The sequence below is a fragment of the Intrasporangium sp. genome, from assembly GCF_030452765.1.
Classification (GTDB): Bacteria; Actinomycetota; Actinomycetes; order Actinomycetales; family Dermatophilaceae; genus Intrasporangium_A.
On the sequence record NZ_JAKDLO010000096.1, the window covers coordinates 1 to 17,057 of the forward strand.

The following is a 17,057-nucleotide window of genomic DNA, read 5'->3' on the forward strand; positions in this document are numbered from 1 at the left end:
CTGCTCACCGGTGACCTCGCCGACGAAGGTGACCGCCCGCAGCGGCGCACCGTGTGGATAGGTCGTGGTCGGGGAGTAGATGAGGATGCCGTCACCGCGTGACATCCGCGCCAGGGGTGCCCGCTTGCCGTGGTTGGCCATGACGAAGCCACCCTCGACGCCGCGTCTGGCGTGGTCGCGCGAGACGACGATGACCCACTGTCTTCGAGCCGTCATCCCGACACGGTAGACGCCGGCACCGACACCCAGCCTGCCGACTGGCCGCTGAGTCTCGCCGCGGCGTGTGGTCGAGGCTGTCAGTCTTCGATGGTCCGAGCCCCGCCGCGCACGATGACGCCTCCGTTCGCTGGTACGCGAACCCGAAGGATGCTGGGACGACCAACATGCTCGCCCTGGTGGATCAGGATCTCCTGGTCCGGCCCGACCTGGCCGAGGGCGCGGAGGTAGGCGCCGACGGATGCTGCCGCGGATCCGGTCGCAGGGTCCTCGGTGATCCGTCCCACTGGAAACAGGTTGCGGGCACCGAACACCCCTGGTGAACGCTCGTGGAGGATCGTGACGGTTCCGGTCCACCCGTTGCTCGACATCAGGGCGGCGACCTCGGCGGGGGAGAAGCGGAACTGGTTGAACACCTCGACATCGGCCACCACTACGATCGGATGCCAGTTCCCAGCGAACGACTCCAATGGCTCATATCGCGTATCCAGGTCGTCGACGGCAAGCCCGAGTACATCAAGCAGTTGCGCGAGCACACTCGCGGGCAGCGACCGTACCCGCGGCTCGACGCTCGTGAACGAGACCTCGACACCGTGCTCGCCACGCTCGGCGGTCAGTTCGATGTCGCCGACCGGCGTGGTGAACACGAACGTCCGTGCCCCAGTCCGCTCCGCCAGTGCGACAGCCAAAGCAATCGTGGCGTGCCCACAGAACGGCACCTCGGCACGAGGCGAGAAGTACCGAACACCAGCCCGGACAACCCCGGTCGCGCTGATCTGACCGTCCGGCGGGTCAACGACGAACGCCGTCTCGGAGTACCCCACGTCGCGAGCAATCCGCACCATCGCAGCATCATCGAGTCCGCGGGCATCCAGAACCACACCGGCTGGGTTGCCGCCGGTCGGTTCGATGGCAAACGCGGAGAGACGCAGAACCTCGGGCATGCCTCGTACAACCACGAACGCGTTTCCGGCCTTCCCACGACCAACGCGAGGACGACGATGGCGAGAGCGCCCGGGCACACCACGATGCTGCCGGCCCACCCGACTTCGCCGTGGACCACGCACCCGGCCAGCCGTCGTTCGGGTCAGGACTTCAGGTGGGAGCGGGCGAAGCCGTCCAGGAGCCAGCCCAGGCCTTGGTCGAGGGCTCGGTCGTCGGCCCGTTGTTGGGCGCGGGTGCGGCCGGGGCGGGTACTGAGCGCGAAACCCATCGTGTAGACGTCGACGGCCACGAGCAGCGGACGCACCACCCCTTCGGACAGTCCGAGGGAGGCCATGGCCTGCAACGACTGGTCCGCGTGCTGGGCCCTGTGCGGGCCGGTTCCGGTGATGCGCGTGGTGGCCGCGAGGAGCCAGGGATGGCGGCGGCCGATCTGGATGGTGCGCCGCGCGATGGCGCGCATCGCGTCGCGCCAGTCGGCGGGCACCTGCTTCAGCAGCATCTCTGCGATGACCTCGTCGACCATGTCGGCGACCAGGTCGTCCTTGCTGTCGATGAAACGGTACAGGCTCATCGGCCGCGCCCGCAGTACGGCGGCGACACTGCGGATGGAGACCGCGTCCAAGCCCTCGGCATCGGCCAGCGCGATCGCCGCCTCGACGATCGCCTGCCGCGACAGCGGCACCTTCCCGGTGTGCTGGGCCACCCGACTGCCTCCTGCTTCGTGATGCTCTCAAAACTATTTGATACATCGTATCAGAACAGTGTTACGCTGTATCAGCGATACGCCGTATCAACGAAGGAGCGAACATGGAGACGACAACCGACATCGATGAGCGGGCATCCCTGGAGCGGGGAATGGTCTGGACCGCAATCGCGGTCGTGGCGGGCACCTTCGCGGTGCAGATGGACGCGACGATGATCAACGTCGCTTTGGACTCGTTGCGGCAGGCCTTCGACGTCTCGATCGGCTCGATCCAGTTGCTCAGCACCGCCTACCTGATGGCGATGGCGGTGGCCATCCCCACCGTCGGATGGGGCGTGGACCGGTTCGGGTCGCGCCGGCTCTGGCTGGGCGCCCTGGTCGTTTTCGGGGCCGCGTCGGCCGTCAGCGGACTCGCCGGCAGCATCGGGTTCCTCATCGCCTGCCGGGTGGTCCAAGGCCTGGCCGGCGGGATCCTGCTGCCGCTGTCCCAAGCCATCCTGGCCCAGGCGGCCGGGCCGGAGCGGCTGGGCCGGCTGATGGCGATCGTCGGCGTACCGTCGCTGCTCGGCCCGATCCTCGGACCCGTCATCGGTGGCGTGCTGGTCCGCGACGTAGGCTGGGCCTGGATCTTCTACCTCAACGTGCCGATCTGTCTGGCCGCGGTGGCGCTGTCGCTGCGCACCATGCCACCGACCGCGCCCGTCCGCGCCGGCAGCCGGGCCCGCTTCGACCTGCTGGGATTCGTCCTGCTCGGCCCCGGGTTGGCCGCCGCCCTGTACGCGCTCGCGACCGCCGGCGCCGCCGGCTCCTTCACCGAGGCCGGCGTCCTGGTGCCGTTCCTCGCCGGTGTGCTGCTGCTGACTGGCTTCGTGATCCACGCCCTGACCACCCGGCACGAGGCCCTGATCGACCTGCGGCTGTTCGCATCCCGCACGTTCACCGCCTCGGCCGGGATGCTCTTCTTCATCATCATGGGGCTGCTGGCATCCATGCTGCTCATCCCGCTCTACTTCCAGCTCGCCCGCGGTGACAGTGCCCTGACCGCAGGGCTGCTGCTGGCGCCGCAGGGTCTCGGCGCCGCGATCGCCATCGCCGCCTCCGGGCCACTTGTGGACCGATCCGACCCGATCCCGCTGACCTTCGCGGGGATCCTCAGCGCCGTCGCCGGCCTGGGCATCCTCTCGCGACTGACCGACTCCACCGAAGGCTGGACCATCGCGGCCGCGCAGTTCCTGCTCGGCGTCGGCTTCGGCATCATCGTCGTGGTCGCCACCGCAGTGGCCTACCGCGGCCTGGCCTCCGCCGCGATCCCGCGCGCGACCACCGCGCTGCGGATCGTCCAGCAGATCGGCGGCGCGATAGGTGTCGCCGCCGTCGCCGCCGTGCTGCAACGCGGCCTGACACAACCCGCTGCTGCGCTGATGCACCCCGTCGAGGTCGCCGCAGCCTTCTCCGGCGCGCTGACCTGGGCACTGGTAGCGACGGGCCTGGCCATCATCCCCACCGCCGCGCTGGTGGCTGCGCTGCGCCGGCAGGCCCGCCCGCACAACAGGCACAGCGAGCCCTGCGCAGCGACCCCACCGCAACCTCAACCGCCATCCCGGCTCAGCGTGACCGAGCCCGCGTCCCGCCCCGAACGGGGTCGGTGATCGGCATGTCCGGTGCCGAGGACGTCACCCAGGTGCAGCCGGCGGCAGACCGCTCATTCCGCAGCACGGACGCAAGGGCGTGGGCGCGTCTGACGCAGGGCGCTGGGATCTCTGAGGTAACACGCCCGGCCCAGCTACGTCAGATGGCCGATGTGTCGACCTACCTCAGCAGCCGACACTGGAGGAGTCAGCGAACTGTCGACGAGGAAGCCACCATGACCGTCAAAGGCGCATCACGTGGCGTCCCGAGGGCGCCTCGCGTGGGATGCGTCGAGTGCTTGCCGGGCACGCCGACATCCCTTCGATCGCCAGGCCGCTTGAAGGTCACGCCGCCGGGCGTCGAGCTGGTGATGTCGTCCCGCTCGTCGGATGGCGCGGTCGGGCCGGACGCGGACACGCGACCGACGACGGTCCTCTGATGCCCGCCTCAGCCTTTCGCCGGATCGCCGCCTTCGGGATCGACTGGCTGCTCATCCTCGGATGGGCCGGGTGCGTCGCGGCCGTCGGCATCCCGCTCTATCTCAGCGGAACGACAGCGGCCCTGTCCGTGACCGCCGTTGGCATCATTGCCACAACCGTCCTCGTGGTGCCTGTCACCATCTGGCTGGCGTGGTTGGAGTCCGGCCGTTCGCAGGCGACCATCGGCAAACGAGCCCTGAGACTAAAGGTGACTCGCCGAACCACCGAAGGACCCCTCACCTTCGGACGCGCCCTGGTGCGCAACGCCCTGAAGATCGCCCTGCCCTGGACCCTCGGACACGCCGCCGCCCTGCAGATCGCCGGAACAGGCACTCCCGGCACGACGTCGTGGACGACGTGGCTGCTCACGGCTGCCGCCTATCTGCTGCCCCTCTGGTATGTCGTCTCCTTGTTCGTCGGTGCCGGGCTGACCGCCTACGACCGGACCGCCGAGACACAGGTGGTGCCACGTGAACTCGCCTCGCCCGGCGCCGTCGCGGTGGCGGGAAGGGTCACCCGGCCCGCGGCGCAGGCGGGAGGCCTGCGAGGTCGTCGTCGCTCGGCAGGATCGAGGTGAGTCGACGCCATACGTCGGTCGGCGTGGTCGGGACGAGCATCGTGGCGTGGTCTCCGACCGGCGTGAGCAGGCCAGCCTGCGTGTCGAGCACGACGAGGCGGCGGCTGCCGTGCGGCCACGTCACGTCCGCGACCCAGAATCGCCACTCGCCGGCGTCGAGCTGACTCGCCAGCGTGGGCCACGACTCGGGGACCCGCGCCGCGAGGGATCGTATGGCGTCGAAGCGGCCCTCATCCTGCGTCGAGCAGAGCGCATCGAGCAGGCCCGTCTCGACAGGGAGCCTTCGATCGGGCGGCCAGCCGTCGGGCGGCCCGCCCCCAGGAAGGCGGGGCCGCAACCCGAGGCGGGTGAGCCGGGCGACAGTCGTCGGCACGAACTCGGAGCCGATGCAGACGAGGTCATAGTTGCCGTCGCCCACATCGGCCAGGACCGCCGATACGACGGAGAGCCACATCTGGTGGAGTCTCGCGCCGCGGCCCCCGGACACGACGAGGCCCAGATGGGCGAGGGGAGCGGCGACGGCGGCCAGGGCCGGCTCGAGGACAGCGTGTGGCCGCCCGTCCATCACGGCGCCGGCCCGGGTCAGCCCGACCAGTTCATCCGTCGTCGGCCCTGGGGTGGTCCCGGCGGCCAGGGCCGCGAGCGCCGAGAACGAGCCGGCGTCGACCCGGAGCCGATGGCTCGCCTCGTCGAAGGTCACCGTCACGGCGTGACCCCGTCACGCTGAGCGCGCTCGTCGGGGCCGGCCCCGATCCGCAGCGACGCGACGATGCCGGCGACCCGTCCCGCGTGGAGGGCGTAGGCCAGTGTGCCGGTAGACACGGTCAAGGTCACGCCTCGCCCGTCGACGAGGGTCGTCCACTGCTCCATCGTCACCGACTGGTTCTCGGCCGTGGCGTACGTCGCCAGTCGGCGACCGCCGGGGTGCCCGCCAACTGGGAGCTTCTCGAGATCGAGCAGCAGGTAGTCCCGCTGCTGCCGGGCCAGATACGCGTCGGTCCCCTTCTGCCAGTCGGCGAACGACATCGTCACCTCGGTCACGGCCAGCACCAGGTTGGCCCGGAACAGCCCGTCCCGGTCGGGCTCCGCGACGACGAGCCCCACGCCGGGGTAGGGCTCGGTCACGGTCTGCCAGTGGGTCGGCGCCGAGAGCCTGACAAAGCCGCCGGCAACCCGCTCCGGACGCAGGTCGGCGGCATCGATGATCGTCATCTCAGCCCTTCCGGTTGCGCAGCCCGAGGACGCGGTTCTGCAGGATCGTCGTGGTCTCGCTGCGGGTCCAACGAGGTGTGTACCACCTCGGAACGGGCAGGAACAGTCCGCCCCACAGGCTGAGCAGCCCACCGAGCAGCACCAGCGGCACGAAGCTGAGCACGCCGCGGTTGGCGCCGTCGTAGGTCATCAGCGGCCCGGCCGCGAGGAGGATGAGGCCCAGGCCCGGCAGCCAGAAGAGCACGGCGTTCTCGTGCACCCGGTCACCGGTCCACCACCGGGCACGTTCGGACTGGCCCAGGCGACACCAGAGGACCACCGCGAGCAGGGAGATGCCGATGGCGGTGATCAGGACCTGCACGGGTCGACCCTAAACCGTCGCTGCGCACCCTGCGCACACCCCAGCATTCCCATGGCCGCTCAGTCCCAGAACGTCAGAGCATCGCCGATGTCGCTCGCGACCTCGCCGATGCCGTCACCGGCCCACTCCGCGAAGTCGCCCACCGGGCCGATCACCTGGTCGCCGACCCAACCGCCGACGACGCCCCCCAAGCCGCCTCCGACGAACCCGCCGACGAGCCCACCGACGACAGCCCCCACGGGACCGCCGACGGCGGCACCGATGAGTGCCCCGCCCTGGGCGCCGGCCCACGCGCCGGCCCAGGAACCGGCAGCCGTCGTCGCGCCCTGGGTGGTAGCTCGGGCCGCCCGCTCGGTCGTGCCGAGGTTGGGGTCGCTCGCGTCCTCGCTCCACTGACTGAAGGCGGAAGTCGCGAATGCCGTCACCGTGCCGGCACGTCCGGCCCATTTCCCGGCGGTGCCCCACTTGGCCCAACTGCCAGCCTGGTGCGGGTCGGCCACCCAGCTGCCCGCGTGGTTCATCGACCATGCCGCAGCCCATCGTCCGGTCGGACGCGGGACGAACCTGCCATTGACCCGCGGGGCCCACCGGCCGATGCCGACGCGCTGCATATAGCTCGACATCGTGCTGACCGCGAGCAGGCCATGGCTGGTGACGAGCCCGGGCCAGGCCAGCAGCCCGGCCGAGTCGTCGGGCACCAGGCCCACCCCCTCGAGAAGGTCGGTCCCGAACGCGGCTTGCACAGCTCCGATGCCCACGGCCGCGCCCGGCCCGCCTGTGCCCGTGACCAGGCTCGACCCGATGCCGCCGCCTGGCCCGCTGGTGCTCCGCTGGGCGGCTGCGTTGGCGGACAGCCTCTGGCCAAGCTCAGTCAGATGGATGCCGAGACCGTCGATCCGCGCCTCGGCCGACGGCCACTGCCGAGCGAGGTCCTGCAGGTCCGGGCCAGCCCAGTTGGCCTGGAGGGTCGCGAGCACGGCGTTGACGGACTGGCGCACCGCGCCGAGCTCGCGCCCGTACTGCGTGAGCAGCTGCGCTGATCGATCGAGCGCGTCCGGGTCCGCGCCCCTCCTGTAGATCGCCACTGTCGTCCCTTCGGGTCGGGTCCAGACGCTAACGCGGAACGCGCATGTACGACCATGGGGAGGACTCCCCGCGAGGACTTCCCACGAGGACGCATCACGTGGGCACGCTCGATCCGGACTACTGCACGCTCGATGGGGACTACTGCACGCTCGATCCTGACTACTGCACGCTCGATGGGGACTACTGCACGCTCGATCCGGACTACTGCACGTGCTGCGGGAACCAGTGCGTCGGGTCGTGGCGTTCCTCCCCGAGGGAGGCGACATCGCTCTCGCGCCACGCACGCCGCCGGACCTGCCCGCCCTCGGGGTCGGTGACGTTGGGGTGCGTGACCGGCAGCGTCGCGTGGAAGGCGAACCCGCTCGCCCACGCGACCCGTCACGAGGCCCAGTTGCCGTGATGGCCCGCCAGTGGATGCGGCGCAGCGGCCGGCCCCACGGGCCCTGGTCGAAGGCGAACCCAGCGGCAAGCCGCACCGCCCGCGTCATGGCTCCCTGCCCTCGCGCGGCGGGGTGCAGGGCGAACCCGACCGACGCGCAGTCCCACGACTCGCCCGGCCTCAGGTCGATCGTCCCGGCGTAGCAGGCCCGCGGTTCGCCCGCCACCTCGATCGCCCAGTGGCGGTTGCCGTGCAGGTCCTCACACTCGCCCGCGCCCGCTCGACGAACGCGACCGCGTCGTCCCGGGTGTGGGCGCGCAGGGTGAGGACCCCGTCGGTGAGCACAGGTCGTGGGTCGGTGGCCATGGCCACACTCTGTCAGCAGCTACCGGGTCAGGTCGGTCTTGAACCGGACCATGTTGCCGGCCGGGTCGCGGAAGGCGCAGTCGCGCACGCCGTAGAACTGGTCCGTCGGCTCCTGGAGCACCTCGGCACCAGCCCCTCGGACGTGCTCGAAGAGGGCGTCGACGTCGGCGCAGTCGAAGATGAGCGCCGAGAGCAGTCCCTTGGCGAGCAGGTCGCGCTGCGCCTCCTTGTCGCCCTCGGACATCGGTAGCCCGCCGTCCCCCGCGACCTGCATGCTGATCTCCAGGCTGGGCTGCGTGGGCGTGGTCAGGGTGAGCCACCGGAACTCGCCCACGGTGACGTCCGTGTGGACGGACAGCCCGAGGACGTCGCGATAGAAGCCGAGCGCGGCCTCGGGGTCGTCGACGGTGACGAAACAGTTGCTGAGCGACAGGGTCGCGGTCGATGTGGTCATGGTTCACACGGTAGGCAGCGCCCCGGGCGCGGTGCTTCTCCGATCCTGCTCGATCAGCGCCGCGGCCGCGTCACCTGCTTGGCGACACACCCGGGTATGCCGCTCAGCTCCTCGTGCTCCCTCGCGCGGTAGGCGCTCGGGGTCTCCCCGACCAGCTCGGTGAACGAGGCCGAGAACGAGCCCAGTGATGTGCAGCCGACCGCCATGCAGACCTCGGTGACGCTCTGTCGCCCCAGTCGGAGCAGCGCCTTGGCCCGTTCGATCCGGCGGGTCATCAGGTACGCGTAGGGCGTCTCGCCGAAGGCCTGCTTGAACAGGCGATGGAAGTGACCGGGCGACATGTGGGCCAGCCGCGCGAGCTGTACGACGTCGAGTGGCTCGGCGTAGGCCACGTCCATGTGGTCGCGCACCCGTCGCAGCGCGACGAGGTCGGAACGGTCCATGCCGACAAGTCTGCCCTCGCCAGCAGGCCGGTGACGGCTCGGGGCCCTGGTCGGCTGCCGAGGGACGCACTGCCGGCGCCTGGGACTGGCGCACCGACGGCAGGCGCCGTAGCCTCCACGCCACCGGCCACACGAAGGACGACCGATGGCGCAGACCGAGCTCGAGGACACCCGTGAGTGCCTCCTGCGTGTCGGCGCGGCCCTGCTGGCCGGTGGCGCACCCGGGCCCGAGGTCGAGGAGCAGGTCGTGGCGATCGGCCGGCACCGCGGCATACCGGATGTTCGTGCCGCAGCGACCCCGACGGGAGTGTTCGTCAGCACGACACCCGACCACACGGTGGCCTTCGAGCCGGTGACGGGCACGCTCCGGTTCGAGCAGACGACCCTCGTCCAGGGCGTCATCGACCGGCTGCTGACCGGCCGACTGGGCCCGGCCGCCGCCGTGGCGGAGCTGACCGCCATCGAGCGGCTGCCGCCGTCCCGCCCGGCATGGCTGTGCGACCTGGCCATCGTGCCCATCGCGGTCGGCATCTGCGCCATCCTGCAGCCCACCTGGCGCGACCTGGGCGCGGCTGCCATCGGCTCCCTCCTGCTCGTGGCACTGGTAAACCTCAGCCGCCGATCGCCTTTGGTCCGAACCCTGCTGCCCTTGCTCGCGGCATTCGGTGTGACCTCGGTCGTCCTGCAGCTGGGCGTGTGGTGGCCACTCGACGGCACGCTGCGCACGGTCGTCTCCACCATCGCGGTGCTCCTGCCCGGCTCGATGATCGTGACCGGGATCACCGAGATCGCGACCGGGTCGGCCGTCGCCGGCACCTCCCGGCTCGTGTCCGGCACGGTCCAGCTCGTCCTGTTCGCCGTCGGGCTGTTCGCGGCGGCCGCGGTGCGCGGTGCTCCGCTCACGGTCCTGACGAACGTCCGCGCCGACGACCTGAACCCAGGCGGGCCGTTCGTCGGGATCCTGCTCGTCGGGGTCGGCATCGTCATCAACGTGGCCGCCTCCCGGTCGGCCATCCCGTGGATCCTCGGCGTGCTCCTGCTGACCTTCGCGGTGCAGTATGCCGGTCAGTCCCTCTGGGGGGTGACCCTCGGGGCGCTCGCCGCGTCGGCGGTCGCCGGCCTGTCCGCCTCGATCGTGCCCTGGCTGTCGGGCCGGCCGCTGCGTCTCGTCGTCTACCTGCCGGCGTTCTGGCTGCTCGTGCCGGGCAGCCTCGGCCTGCTCAGCACGGCCCAGATCGCGACCGGGCGTGGCGACGTGTCCGCGGTCACGGGAGCCGTCGCCGCGGCCGTCGCGATCGTCGTCGGCACCCTGGCCGGCTCCGCGGCAGGCCGGGCGCTCGACCGGTGGCTCACCCGGCGCGGACCCGGTCGGGCCGACGCCGCCGAGGTACCCGACGTCGAGCGCCGCTAGACATCGGACGCGGCGTGACCCGGGCCGTGCGCGGTTGGTGTCGTGGGGGCGACCACGACCACGCACAACCCCCGGCCTGGCCCTCTTGGTGACCCGGCCTACTCTGAAAGAGGCGGGAGTCATCTGCAAGGAGTGCATGTCGTGATCGACCACGTCGTTGAAGTCCATCCCAGCAAGGACCGTTTCCCGCGGGAGCAGGAGCTGGCTTGGCAGCTCGCGCTCCTGTCCGCCGACCCGGTCGCGGTCCCGCCCGAGGTCAGCGAGATGGTCGTCAACCGGGCCATCGACAACGCCGCCGTAGCCATGGCCTCGGTGACCAGGCCCCCCGCCACCGTCGCCCGCGACCAGGCCCTGGCGCATCGGTGCGACCCGTCGCAGGGTGGTGCGACGCTCTTCGGGCAGGAGAGCGCGACGCACGTCTCACCGGAGTGGGCGGCCTGGGCCAACGCGGCCGCCGTGCGTGAGCTCGACTATCACGACACGTACCTCGCGGCCGAGTACGCCCACCCGGGCGACAACATCCAGCCGCTCGTGGCGGTGGCCCAGCATGCAGGGCGCACCGGGGCCGACCTGGTCCGCGCGATCGCCACCGGCTACGAGGTCCAGGTCGACCTCGCCACCGGGATCTGCCTGCACGAGCACAAGATCGACCACGTCGCCCACCTCGGACCTTCGGTGGCCGCCGGGCTCGGCACACTCATGCACGCGCCGGTCGAGGTGACCTACCAGGCGATCGGGCAGGCGCTGCACACGACGACGGCGACGCGGCAGTCCCGCAAGGGCGCAATCTCGAGCTGGAAGGCGTTCGCCCCAGCCTTCGCCGGCAAGGCGGCGATCGAGGCCTTCGACCGGGCCTTGCGAGGTGAAGGGGCGCCGGCCCCCATCTACGAGGGCGAGGACGGGGTCATCGCCTGGCTGCTCGACGGCCCGGACGCCCGCTACACCGTGCCACTGCCTGCCCCCGGAGAGCCGAGGGCCGCGATCCTGCGCACCTACACCAAGGCGCACTCCGCGGAGTACCAGGCCCAGGCGCTGATCGACCTCGCGTACGCTGCGCCCGCAGGTGCCGGACACGAGCCGGGTCAGGTCGGTGCTCATCCGCACCAGCCACCACACCCACAACGTCATCGGCACAGGGGCAGGGGACCCGCAGAAGCTGGACCCGGATGCCAGCCGGGAGACGCTCGACCACTCGATCGCCTACATCTTCGCGGTCGCTTTGCAGGACGGGCGGTGGCACCACCTCGACTCGTATGCCGCGGAGCGAACGCACCGGCCCGACACCGTCACGCTGTGGCACAAGGTCACTACCGTCGAGGACCCGGAGTGGACCCGGCGCTACCACGACCCCGACCCGGACAAGCGGGCCTTCGGCGGGCAGGTCGAGATCACCCTCGACGACGGCCGCGTCGTGTCCGGTGAGCTGGCCGTCGCCGACGCCCACCCCGCCGGCGCGCATCCCTTCGCCCGCAAGGACTACCTCGCGAAGTTCCGCACCCTCGCCGCCGGCGTCGTCTCCCCGGCCGAGCAGGACCGCTTCCTCGACCTCGCCTCGCACCTGCCCGAGCTGGCACCCGACCAGCTGGCCGGGCTCACCCCCGTCGCGGACCTCGCCGCACTGCCCACCGGCCCGAAAGGGCTGTTCCGGTGAGCATGCCCACCAGCCCGTATGCCGCCCCCGTCGTGACGAGCGCCGACCCCGCCGCCGCGGCCCGGCTGGCCTTCCGCCGCGGCCTCGACAGTGGCACGCTGCTGCGCTTCCCGGGCGCGTTCACGCCGCTGACCGCCCGGCTCATCGAGGAGCTCGGCTTCGAGGGCGTCTACATCTCCGGCGCGGTGCTCTCTGCCGAGCTCGGCCTGCCCGACATCGGGCTGACCAGCCTGACCGAGGTCGCCGGCCGGGCCGAGCAGATCGCCTCGACAACCACGTTGCCCACGCTCGTGGACGCCGACACCGGGTTCGGCGAGCCGCTCAACGTGGCACGCACCATCCGGACCCTCGAAGCAAAGGGCCTGTCCGGCTGCCACATCGAGGACCAGGTCAACCCCAAGCGGTGCGGGCACCTCGACGGCAAGACCCTCGTCACCACCGACGAGATGGTGCGCCGGATCGCCGCCGCGACCGCCGCCCGCACCGACCGGAACTTCGTCATCTGCGCGCGCACCGACGCCCGGAGCGTCGAGGGCCTGCCCGCGGCGATCGACCGGGCCAAGGCCTATGTCGCCGCCGGCGCGGACCTGGTCTTCCCCGAAGCCCTCTCGGACACCGGCGAGTTCACTTCGTTCCGGCGCGCCGTCGAGGCCCCGCTGCTGGCCAACATGACCGAGTTCGGCAAGACCCGCCTGCTTGAGACCGGGACCCTGGCCTCCATCGGCTTCAACGTCGTCATCTACCCGGTGACGCTGCTGCGCCTGGCGATGGGAGCCATCGAGGAGGGCCTGCGCACCATGACCGCCAAGGGCACCCAGCGCGACCTCGTCCCCCGGATGCAGACCCGCGCCCGGCTCTACGAGCTGCTGCGCTACGACTCCTACACCGCCTTCGACTCCCAGATCTTCGCGTTCGACATCCCAACCGGCGACCCGGCCGACCGGGTCAACGACGAGCAGCCCGACGCACCCGCCGTGGACACCTCCGACTCCGTTGCCACAACCGCTACTGCCATGACCACCACGGAGGAGAGTCCATGAGCACTGACACCAGCCAGTCCCACCAGCCCGCCGACGAAGCCGACACCGCTGTGCACCGTGGCCTCGACGGGGTGATCGAGGACACCACCGAGATCTCGCAGATCAACCCGGCCACGAACTCGCTGATCTACCGGGGCTACCCGGCCGAGCAGCTCGCCGCGTCGCGCACCTTCGAGGAGGTCGCCCACCTCATCTGGACCGGGGAGCTGCCGACCCCGGAGCAGCTTTCCGAGCTCACCGGACACGAACGGGAGAACCGCGAGCTGAGTCGGCCGTTGCGTGACCTGGTGAGGGCATTGCCCGACACGTGCCACCCGATGGACGTGCTGCGCACCGCGGTCAGCGTCGTCGGGGCCGAGGACCCCACCGAGGAGGACCCGTCGCCGGAGCGCAACCGGGACAGGTCGATCGTCCTGCTCGCCAAGCTGCCCACGGTCGTCGCGCTCGATCATCGGCGACGCCAGGGGCTTGACGCGATCTCTCCCGATCCGTCGCTCAGCCTTGCGCAGAACTTCTTCCGGATGTACTTCGGGCAGGTGCCCGCCGACGAGGTCGTGCGCGCGTTCGAGGTCTCTCTTATCATGTACGCCGAGCACGGCTTCAACGCGTCGACCTTCGCCGCCCGCGTGGTCACCTCGACCCTGTCCGACCTCTACAGCGCGGTGGCCGCTGCCATCGGTGCGCTCAAGGGACCGCTGCACGGCGGCGCGAACGAGGCCGTCGTTCGCACGCTCCGTGAGATCGGACCCGCCGGGAACGTTGCTGGGTGGCTGGACCGGGCGCTCGCCGACAAGGTCAAGGTCATGGGCTTCGGGCACCGCGTCTACAAGAGCGGAGACTCGCGCGTGCCCACCCTGGCGCAGCTCGACCGGCTCACCGCCGACGGCACGGCCGCCGAGCGCGTGGGCGCCTATCGGGCCCTCAAGTCCGCGATGCTCGAGCGCACCCACCTGCACCCCAATGTCGACTACCCGACCGGGCTGGTGTACGACGTCATGGGCTTCGACCTCGCCTCGTTCACGCCGATCTTCGCCATGGCCAGGGTCGTCGGGTGGACGGCCCACATCGCCGAACAGCGTGCTGCGAACGCCATCATCCGGCCGCTCAGCCGCTACACGGGGCCGACGCAGCGGTCCGTGCCTGCATAAGCACCGAGGGGTATGCCGCTCAGCCCGGCCGTGCTTGGGGCTCACCTTCGCGCTGCGCCCGGGTCACATTCGCGCTGCGCGCGGCTCGGCGGCATACGGCTTGGCAGGGGTGCATGTGCCGAGGGGTGTGTGCGGTCCGTGTCGTCGGGGTGACGACAACCACGCACAACCCCGTGCCGTGGCGCCGTAAGCGACCATCGAGACGCACGCCGAGGAGCGGCGCGACCACGGCCGGTTTGCGGCTTCGCTCCTGCGGGTAGCAAGCCAGCAGGACCTGTTGAGACTGGCGGGGACGCGACTCCGCAACGTCGACAAGGCTGGCCGATCACCACCAGATGCGGCCGACGCAAGCCTTGGCCAACGTCGAGGAGGCGATGCCATCCGCGGCGGCTGGGGTGGCAAGGAGAAGGCGATGGGCGTGTATCGGCGCGTGTGGTGGGTCATCATCGTGGTTGTGGGGGTGCCCGCACTGGCTGCGGCGGTCGCCCTGGCTCCGTTCGAGACCGTGGTGCCGATGGCAAGCATCGGTGCGCTGGCCGGGGCCGGCTTTGCCCTGGGTGCCGGGGCGCGCGGCAGGGCTGGGGCGCACGGCATGGCCGGGGGGCGCTACCGCGCCGCGGCGCGGGCCGGAGGCCTCACGGCTGCCGCTACGGTGGCCGTGGTCGGGCTGGTCTACGCCGTGGGACCGGCGGGGCTCGCGCTGGTGGGTCTTTTGGCGGCGGCATCCCCAATGGTCGTGAGCAGAGCGCGGGCTCACCCGTGGCTGGCCCGGTTCGCGGGGTCTCCGCGTGAAGCCTCGCAACGAGTACGCACCGTTGCCACGCGAAGCGAACCAGCCACGACCGCGGGTACCGGCGGGGGCGCGGCAGTGGTCACCATCTCGCGTGAGCCTGCCCAGGACCTTCGGGTTCTCAGCGACACCGAACTCTGCTACGAGTGGCGGCGCAGCTTCGTCGCGCTGCAGAGGGCCCGCCTTCCGGTCCGGTGTGTCACGGTGGTTCAGGCTCGCGCGCGGTACCTCGACGAGATGGAACGCCGCCATCCGGCAGGCTTCCATGCCTGGCTGGCCCACGGCGCGCGGGCGGCCAGCGATCCCACCCGGTATCTGAAGTGACCGTGCACGTGCCCCTCACGTGCAGGCACCCCAGCACCAACGCGACGGTGACGAGTGCCGGGGCATCGGCGGGCGCAGCGCCACCAGGGCGAACAGCGCCACCATCAGACCCGTGGTCAGGGATGGATCGCCGCCGCCCACATCCTCGGCGCACCTGTCATGAGCCGCCCCTGCCCTCGGTCCGGGTGGGCACCGGGGGCGAGCTGCGCCAGTTCCAGATGCTCCCCGCGGCAAGCAGGTCGACACCTCGCCGGATCGAGGCGTGGGGTGGTCCCTTCGGTCACGGAACTGGGTGATCTTGCGTGGCCGCCCACGCGCACACTTGTGCGCCACGATCCGGCCACCCTCGAGCAGATGGCCACCCCACACGCCCCACGGTTCGCCCCGTCGCAGAGCCGCCTGCAGGCAGCTCGGTCGGATCGGGCAGTCCTGGCACAGCTGCTTGGCCTGCTCCACCTCCCGAGGGCGCTGCGAGAACCACAGGTCGTCGGGATGCTCGCGACAGGGCAGGCGCAACTCGACCGGATGCGCCCTGGGTGTCTCGAACAGCAGCGCGACGGACCCCTCAGGCAGTGTCATCGGTGCGCGGGGTCGGGCTCGTGGTTGGGGTGTTGTCGCCGACGCGGACCAGGTGTCGCGGGCGCGGCGGGGCGCAGCAGTGTGGCCCGACCCACGATCCGACCCTCGGCGAGCGAGCGCCTGCGTCGTCGTTGTCGGTGGTGATTGCCCCTTCGTTCTCTGATCGGTCCACCCATGCTGCGCGGGCGGGCCGATCGAAGTCGTCGGCCAGATGGCTGATCCGCACGGACAGAGTCCCGCGACCTGTCGGGGGGTTGCGCTGCCGCGTCAGGATGGTGGTGGCGATGCGGGCGTGGCTGGAGACGCGGTGACGATCAGGGCCGACGCCAGCCGCAGGGAGCGCGACGGCCAGGGCTGCGACATCAGCCACGTGGCCGATGGCTTGGCCGTGGGCTTCGGCAATGCTGGTGTCATGATTGATGTGAGGTCACATCCGTGATCGGCCTGCTCTACTGGCTCGTCTATGTCGCCGGGGTGGTGCAGGTGTGCCGCGTCGCGGAGCGCGCCGGTCAGCCCCGGTGCACGTGGTGGGGCGTCACACTCTGGCTGGCTGTGGCCATTCCCTCCAGCCTGCAGTTCTGGTGGCCCGAACTGCTCGCGCGTGGCGCTCGTGATCCAGCGGAGATCGGGCAGGGCCAGTGGTGGCGGTTGGTGACCTCCATGTTCCTGCAGGACGGGGGCTGGCCAGGCACCATCTTCAACCTCGTCACGCTGGCGATCACGGTGCTGCTGACTGGCAGCCTCGTCCGTGGATGGGTCCTACCGGTCCTGTTCGTGCTCGGCGGGGTCGTGTGCAACGTGCTGACTGCTCTGGCGTTCGACCAGTCAGGTGCCGGCGACTCGATGGCGACGATGGTGCTGCTGGTCGTGGTGGCCATCTGGTCGACGCGCCCCGTGGCCACCGATCTCGCCCTCGTCGCGCTGCTCGTCGCGACCGCGGTGACACTCCTGTTCCTGCGGGACCAGCACGGTCTCGCGGTCTCGTTCGGCATGGTGCTCGGCGTGGCGAGCCGACGGCCTGCGCGGTCGGCGTGGGCGCGCGTGGGCGCCACGCGCGGCGACTCCGCGGAGCAGGTGCGACCGAGCGGAGCAGGTGTGACCGAGCGGCCGGGTCATGCAGTGGGGCGAGCCGATCTTTCCGAACCCGCCCGAGGGTTCCGTGCGGGCCGCGCGGTCGCAGCCGGCGACATACGACACCATCTGCGTGCGCGAGGCGCCGGGCACCGAGGCGCCGGGCACCGAGGCGCCGGGCACCGAGGCGCCG

General features: G+C 70.9%; 18 protein-coding genes and 2 pseudogenes. 9 read left to right on the top strand and 11 right to left on the bottom strand.

Annotated features, from left to right (window positions below):
* The 3 genes from L0H79_RS12970 to L0H79_RS12980 form a co-directional block, all read right to left on the bottom strand.
* Window positions 1–216 (bottom strand): EVE domain-containing protein (locus L0H79_RS12970; protein WP_301485039.1); only part of this gene is annotated, 216 nt, incomplete at its 3' end.
* 80 nt (window positions 217–296) lie between these two features.
* Complete coding sequence (locus L0H79_RS12975; protein ID WP_301485040.1) at window positions 297–1,160, bottom strand: PhzF family phenazine biosynthesis protein; 864 nt, start codon at window positions 1,158–1,160, stop codon at window positions 297–299.
* A gap of 143 nt (window positions 1,161–1,303) precedes the next feature.
* Window positions 1,304–1,864, bottom strand: coding sequence for a TetR/AcrR family transcriptional regulator (locus L0H79_RS12980; RefSeq protein WP_301485041.1), 561 nt, complete (start codon window positions 1,862–1,864; stop codon window positions 1,304–1,306).
* Window positions 1,865–1,968: 104 nt separating this feature from the next.
* Here L0H79_RS12980 and L0H79_RS12985 point away from each other — a divergent pair, with 104 nt between their 5' ends.
* Window positions 1,969–3,513: a DHA2 family efflux MFS transporter permease subunit gene (locus tag L0H79_RS12985; protein WP_301485042.1), complete on the top strand. Its 1,545-nt coding sequence runs from the start codon at window positions 1,969–1,971 to the stop codon at window positions 3,511–3,513.
* Between the two features lie 418 nt (window positions 3,514–3,931).
* Window positions 3,932–4,549, top strand: coding sequence for an RDD family protein (locus L0H79_RS12990; RefSeq protein WP_301485043.1), 618 nt, complete (start codon window positions 3,932–3,934; stop codon window positions 4,547–4,549).
* On the opposite strand, the gene L0H79_RS12995 is transcribed toward L0H79_RS12990, so the two are convergent.
* The 4 genes from L0H79_RS12995 to L0H79_RS13010 are packed head-to-tail and all read right to left on the bottom strand — an operon-like array spanning window position 4,485 to window position 7,207.
* The gene (locus L0H79_RS12995) at window positions 4,485–5,255 is read right to left on the bottom strand and encodes a hypothetical protein (RefSeq protein WP_301485044.1); all 771 of its coding nucleotides are present in this window, start codon (window positions 5,253–5,255) and stop codon (window positions 4,485–4,487) included. The genes L0H79_RS12990 and L0H79_RS12995 overlap by 65 nt on opposite strands.
* Window positions 5,252–5,761 (bottom strand): hypothetical protein, encoded by a 510-nt coding sequence (locus L0H79_RS13000; RefSeq protein WP_301485045.1) that lies wholly within the window; start codon window positions 5,759–5,761, stop codon window positions 5,252–5,254. The genes L0H79_RS12995 and L0H79_RS13000 overlap by 4 nt, the downstream gene beginning before the upstream one ends.
* Before the next feature lies 1 nt (window position 5,762).
* Window positions 5,763–6,122, bottom strand: a complete 360-nt coding sequence (locus L0H79_RS13005) for a hypothetical protein (protein ID WP_301485046.1) — start codon at window positions 6,120–6,122, stop codon at window positions 5,763–5,765.
* 59 nt (window positions 6,123–6,181) lie between these two features.
* Window positions 6,182–7,207: a hypothetical protein gene (locus tag L0H79_RS13010; protein WP_301485047.1), complete on the bottom strand. Its 1,026-nt coding sequence runs from the start codon at window positions 7,205–7,207 to the stop codon at window positions 6,182–6,184.
* Between the two features lie 98 nt (window positions 7,208–7,305).
* Between L0H79_RS13010 and L0H79_RS13015 the strand changes: the two genes are divergently transcribed.
* A complete protein-coding gene (locus tag L0H79_RS13015; RefSeq protein WP_301485048.1) occupies window positions 7,306–7,608 on the top strand; it encodes a hypothetical protein in 303 nt (100 codons plus the stop codon).
* 88 nt (window positions 7,609–7,696) lie between these two features.
* On the opposite strand, the pseudogene L0H79_RS22240 reads toward L0H79_RS13015, so the two are convergent.
* From L0H79_RS22240 to L0H79_RS13025, 3 genes and pseudogenes are all read right to left on the bottom strand, one after another.
* Window positions 7,697–7,813, bottom strand: a pseudogene (locus L0H79_RS22240) (hypothetical protein); the annotation flags it as partial.
* A gap of 159 nt (window positions 7,814–7,972) precedes the next feature.
* Complete coding sequence (locus L0H79_RS13020) at window positions 7,973–8,407, bottom strand: VOC family protein (protein ID WP_301485049.1); 435 nt, start codon at window positions 8,405–8,407, stop codon at window positions 7,973–7,975.
* 53 nt (window positions 8,408–8,460) lie between these two features.
* Window positions 8,461–8,850 (bottom strand): helix-turn-helix transcriptional regulator, encoded by a 390-nt coding sequence (locus tag L0H79_RS13025; RefSeq protein ID WP_301485050.1) that lies wholly within the window; start codon window positions 8,848–8,850, stop codon window positions 8,461–8,463.
* Window positions 8,851–8,995: 145 nt separating this feature from the next.
* Here L0H79_RS13025 and L0H79_RS13030 point away from each other — a divergent pair, with 145 nt between their 5' ends.
* The 5 genes and pseudogenes from L0H79_RS13030 to L0H79_RS13050 all read left to right on the top strand — a co-directional run bounded on the left by L0H79_RS13030 (window position 8,996) and on the right by L0H79_RS13050 (window position 15,214).
* Window positions 8,996–10,261 carry a threonine/serine exporter ThrE family protein gene (locus L0H79_RS13030; RefSeq protein ID WP_301485051.1) on the top strand — a complete coding sequence of 422 codons (1,266 nt, stop codon included), beginning with the start codon at window positions 8,996–8,998 and terminating at the stop codon, window positions 10,259–10,261.
* 141 nt (window positions 10,262–10,402) lie between these two features.
* Window positions 10,403–11,912, top strand: a pseudogene (locus L0H79_RS13035) (MmgE/PrpD family protein).
* 2 nt (window positions 11,913–11,914) lie between these two features.
* Window positions 11,915–12,952: a methylisocitrate lyase gene (gene prpB, locus L0H79_RS13040; RefSeq protein WP_301485056.1), complete on the top strand. Its 1,038-nt coding sequence runs from the start codon at window positions 11,915–11,917 to the stop codon at window positions 12,950–12,952.
* Entirely contained in the window at window positions 12,949–14,100 is a 1,152-nt protein-coding gene (locus L0H79_RS13045; protein WP_301485052.1) for a bifunctional 2-methylcitrate synthase/citrate synthase, read from the top strand. The genes prpB and L0H79_RS13045 overlap by 4 nt, the downstream gene beginning before the upstream one ends.
* Before the next feature lie 412 nt (window positions 14,101–14,512).
* Entirely contained in the window at window positions 14,513–15,214 is a 702-nt protein-coding gene (locus L0H79_RS13050) for a hypothetical protein (protein WP_301485053.1), read from the top strand.
* Window positions 15,215–15,229: 15 nt separating this feature from the next.
* Here L0H79_RS13050 and L0H79_RS13055 read toward each other — a convergent pair whose 3' ends face one another.
* Window positions 15,230–15,793 carry a WhiB family transcriptional regulator gene (locus tag L0H79_RS13055; protein ID WP_301485054.1) on the bottom strand — a complete coding sequence of 188 codons (564 nt, stop codon included), beginning with the start codon at window positions 15,791–15,793 and terminating at the stop codon, window positions 15,230–15,232.
* A 435-nt stretch (window positions 15,794–16,228) separates the two neighbouring features.
* Between L0H79_RS13055 and L0H79_RS13060 the strand changes: the two genes are divergently transcribed.
* The coding region (locus L0H79_RS13060; protein ID WP_301485055.1) for a hypothetical protein at window positions 16,229–17,057 on the top strand (829 nt) is incomplete at its 3' end.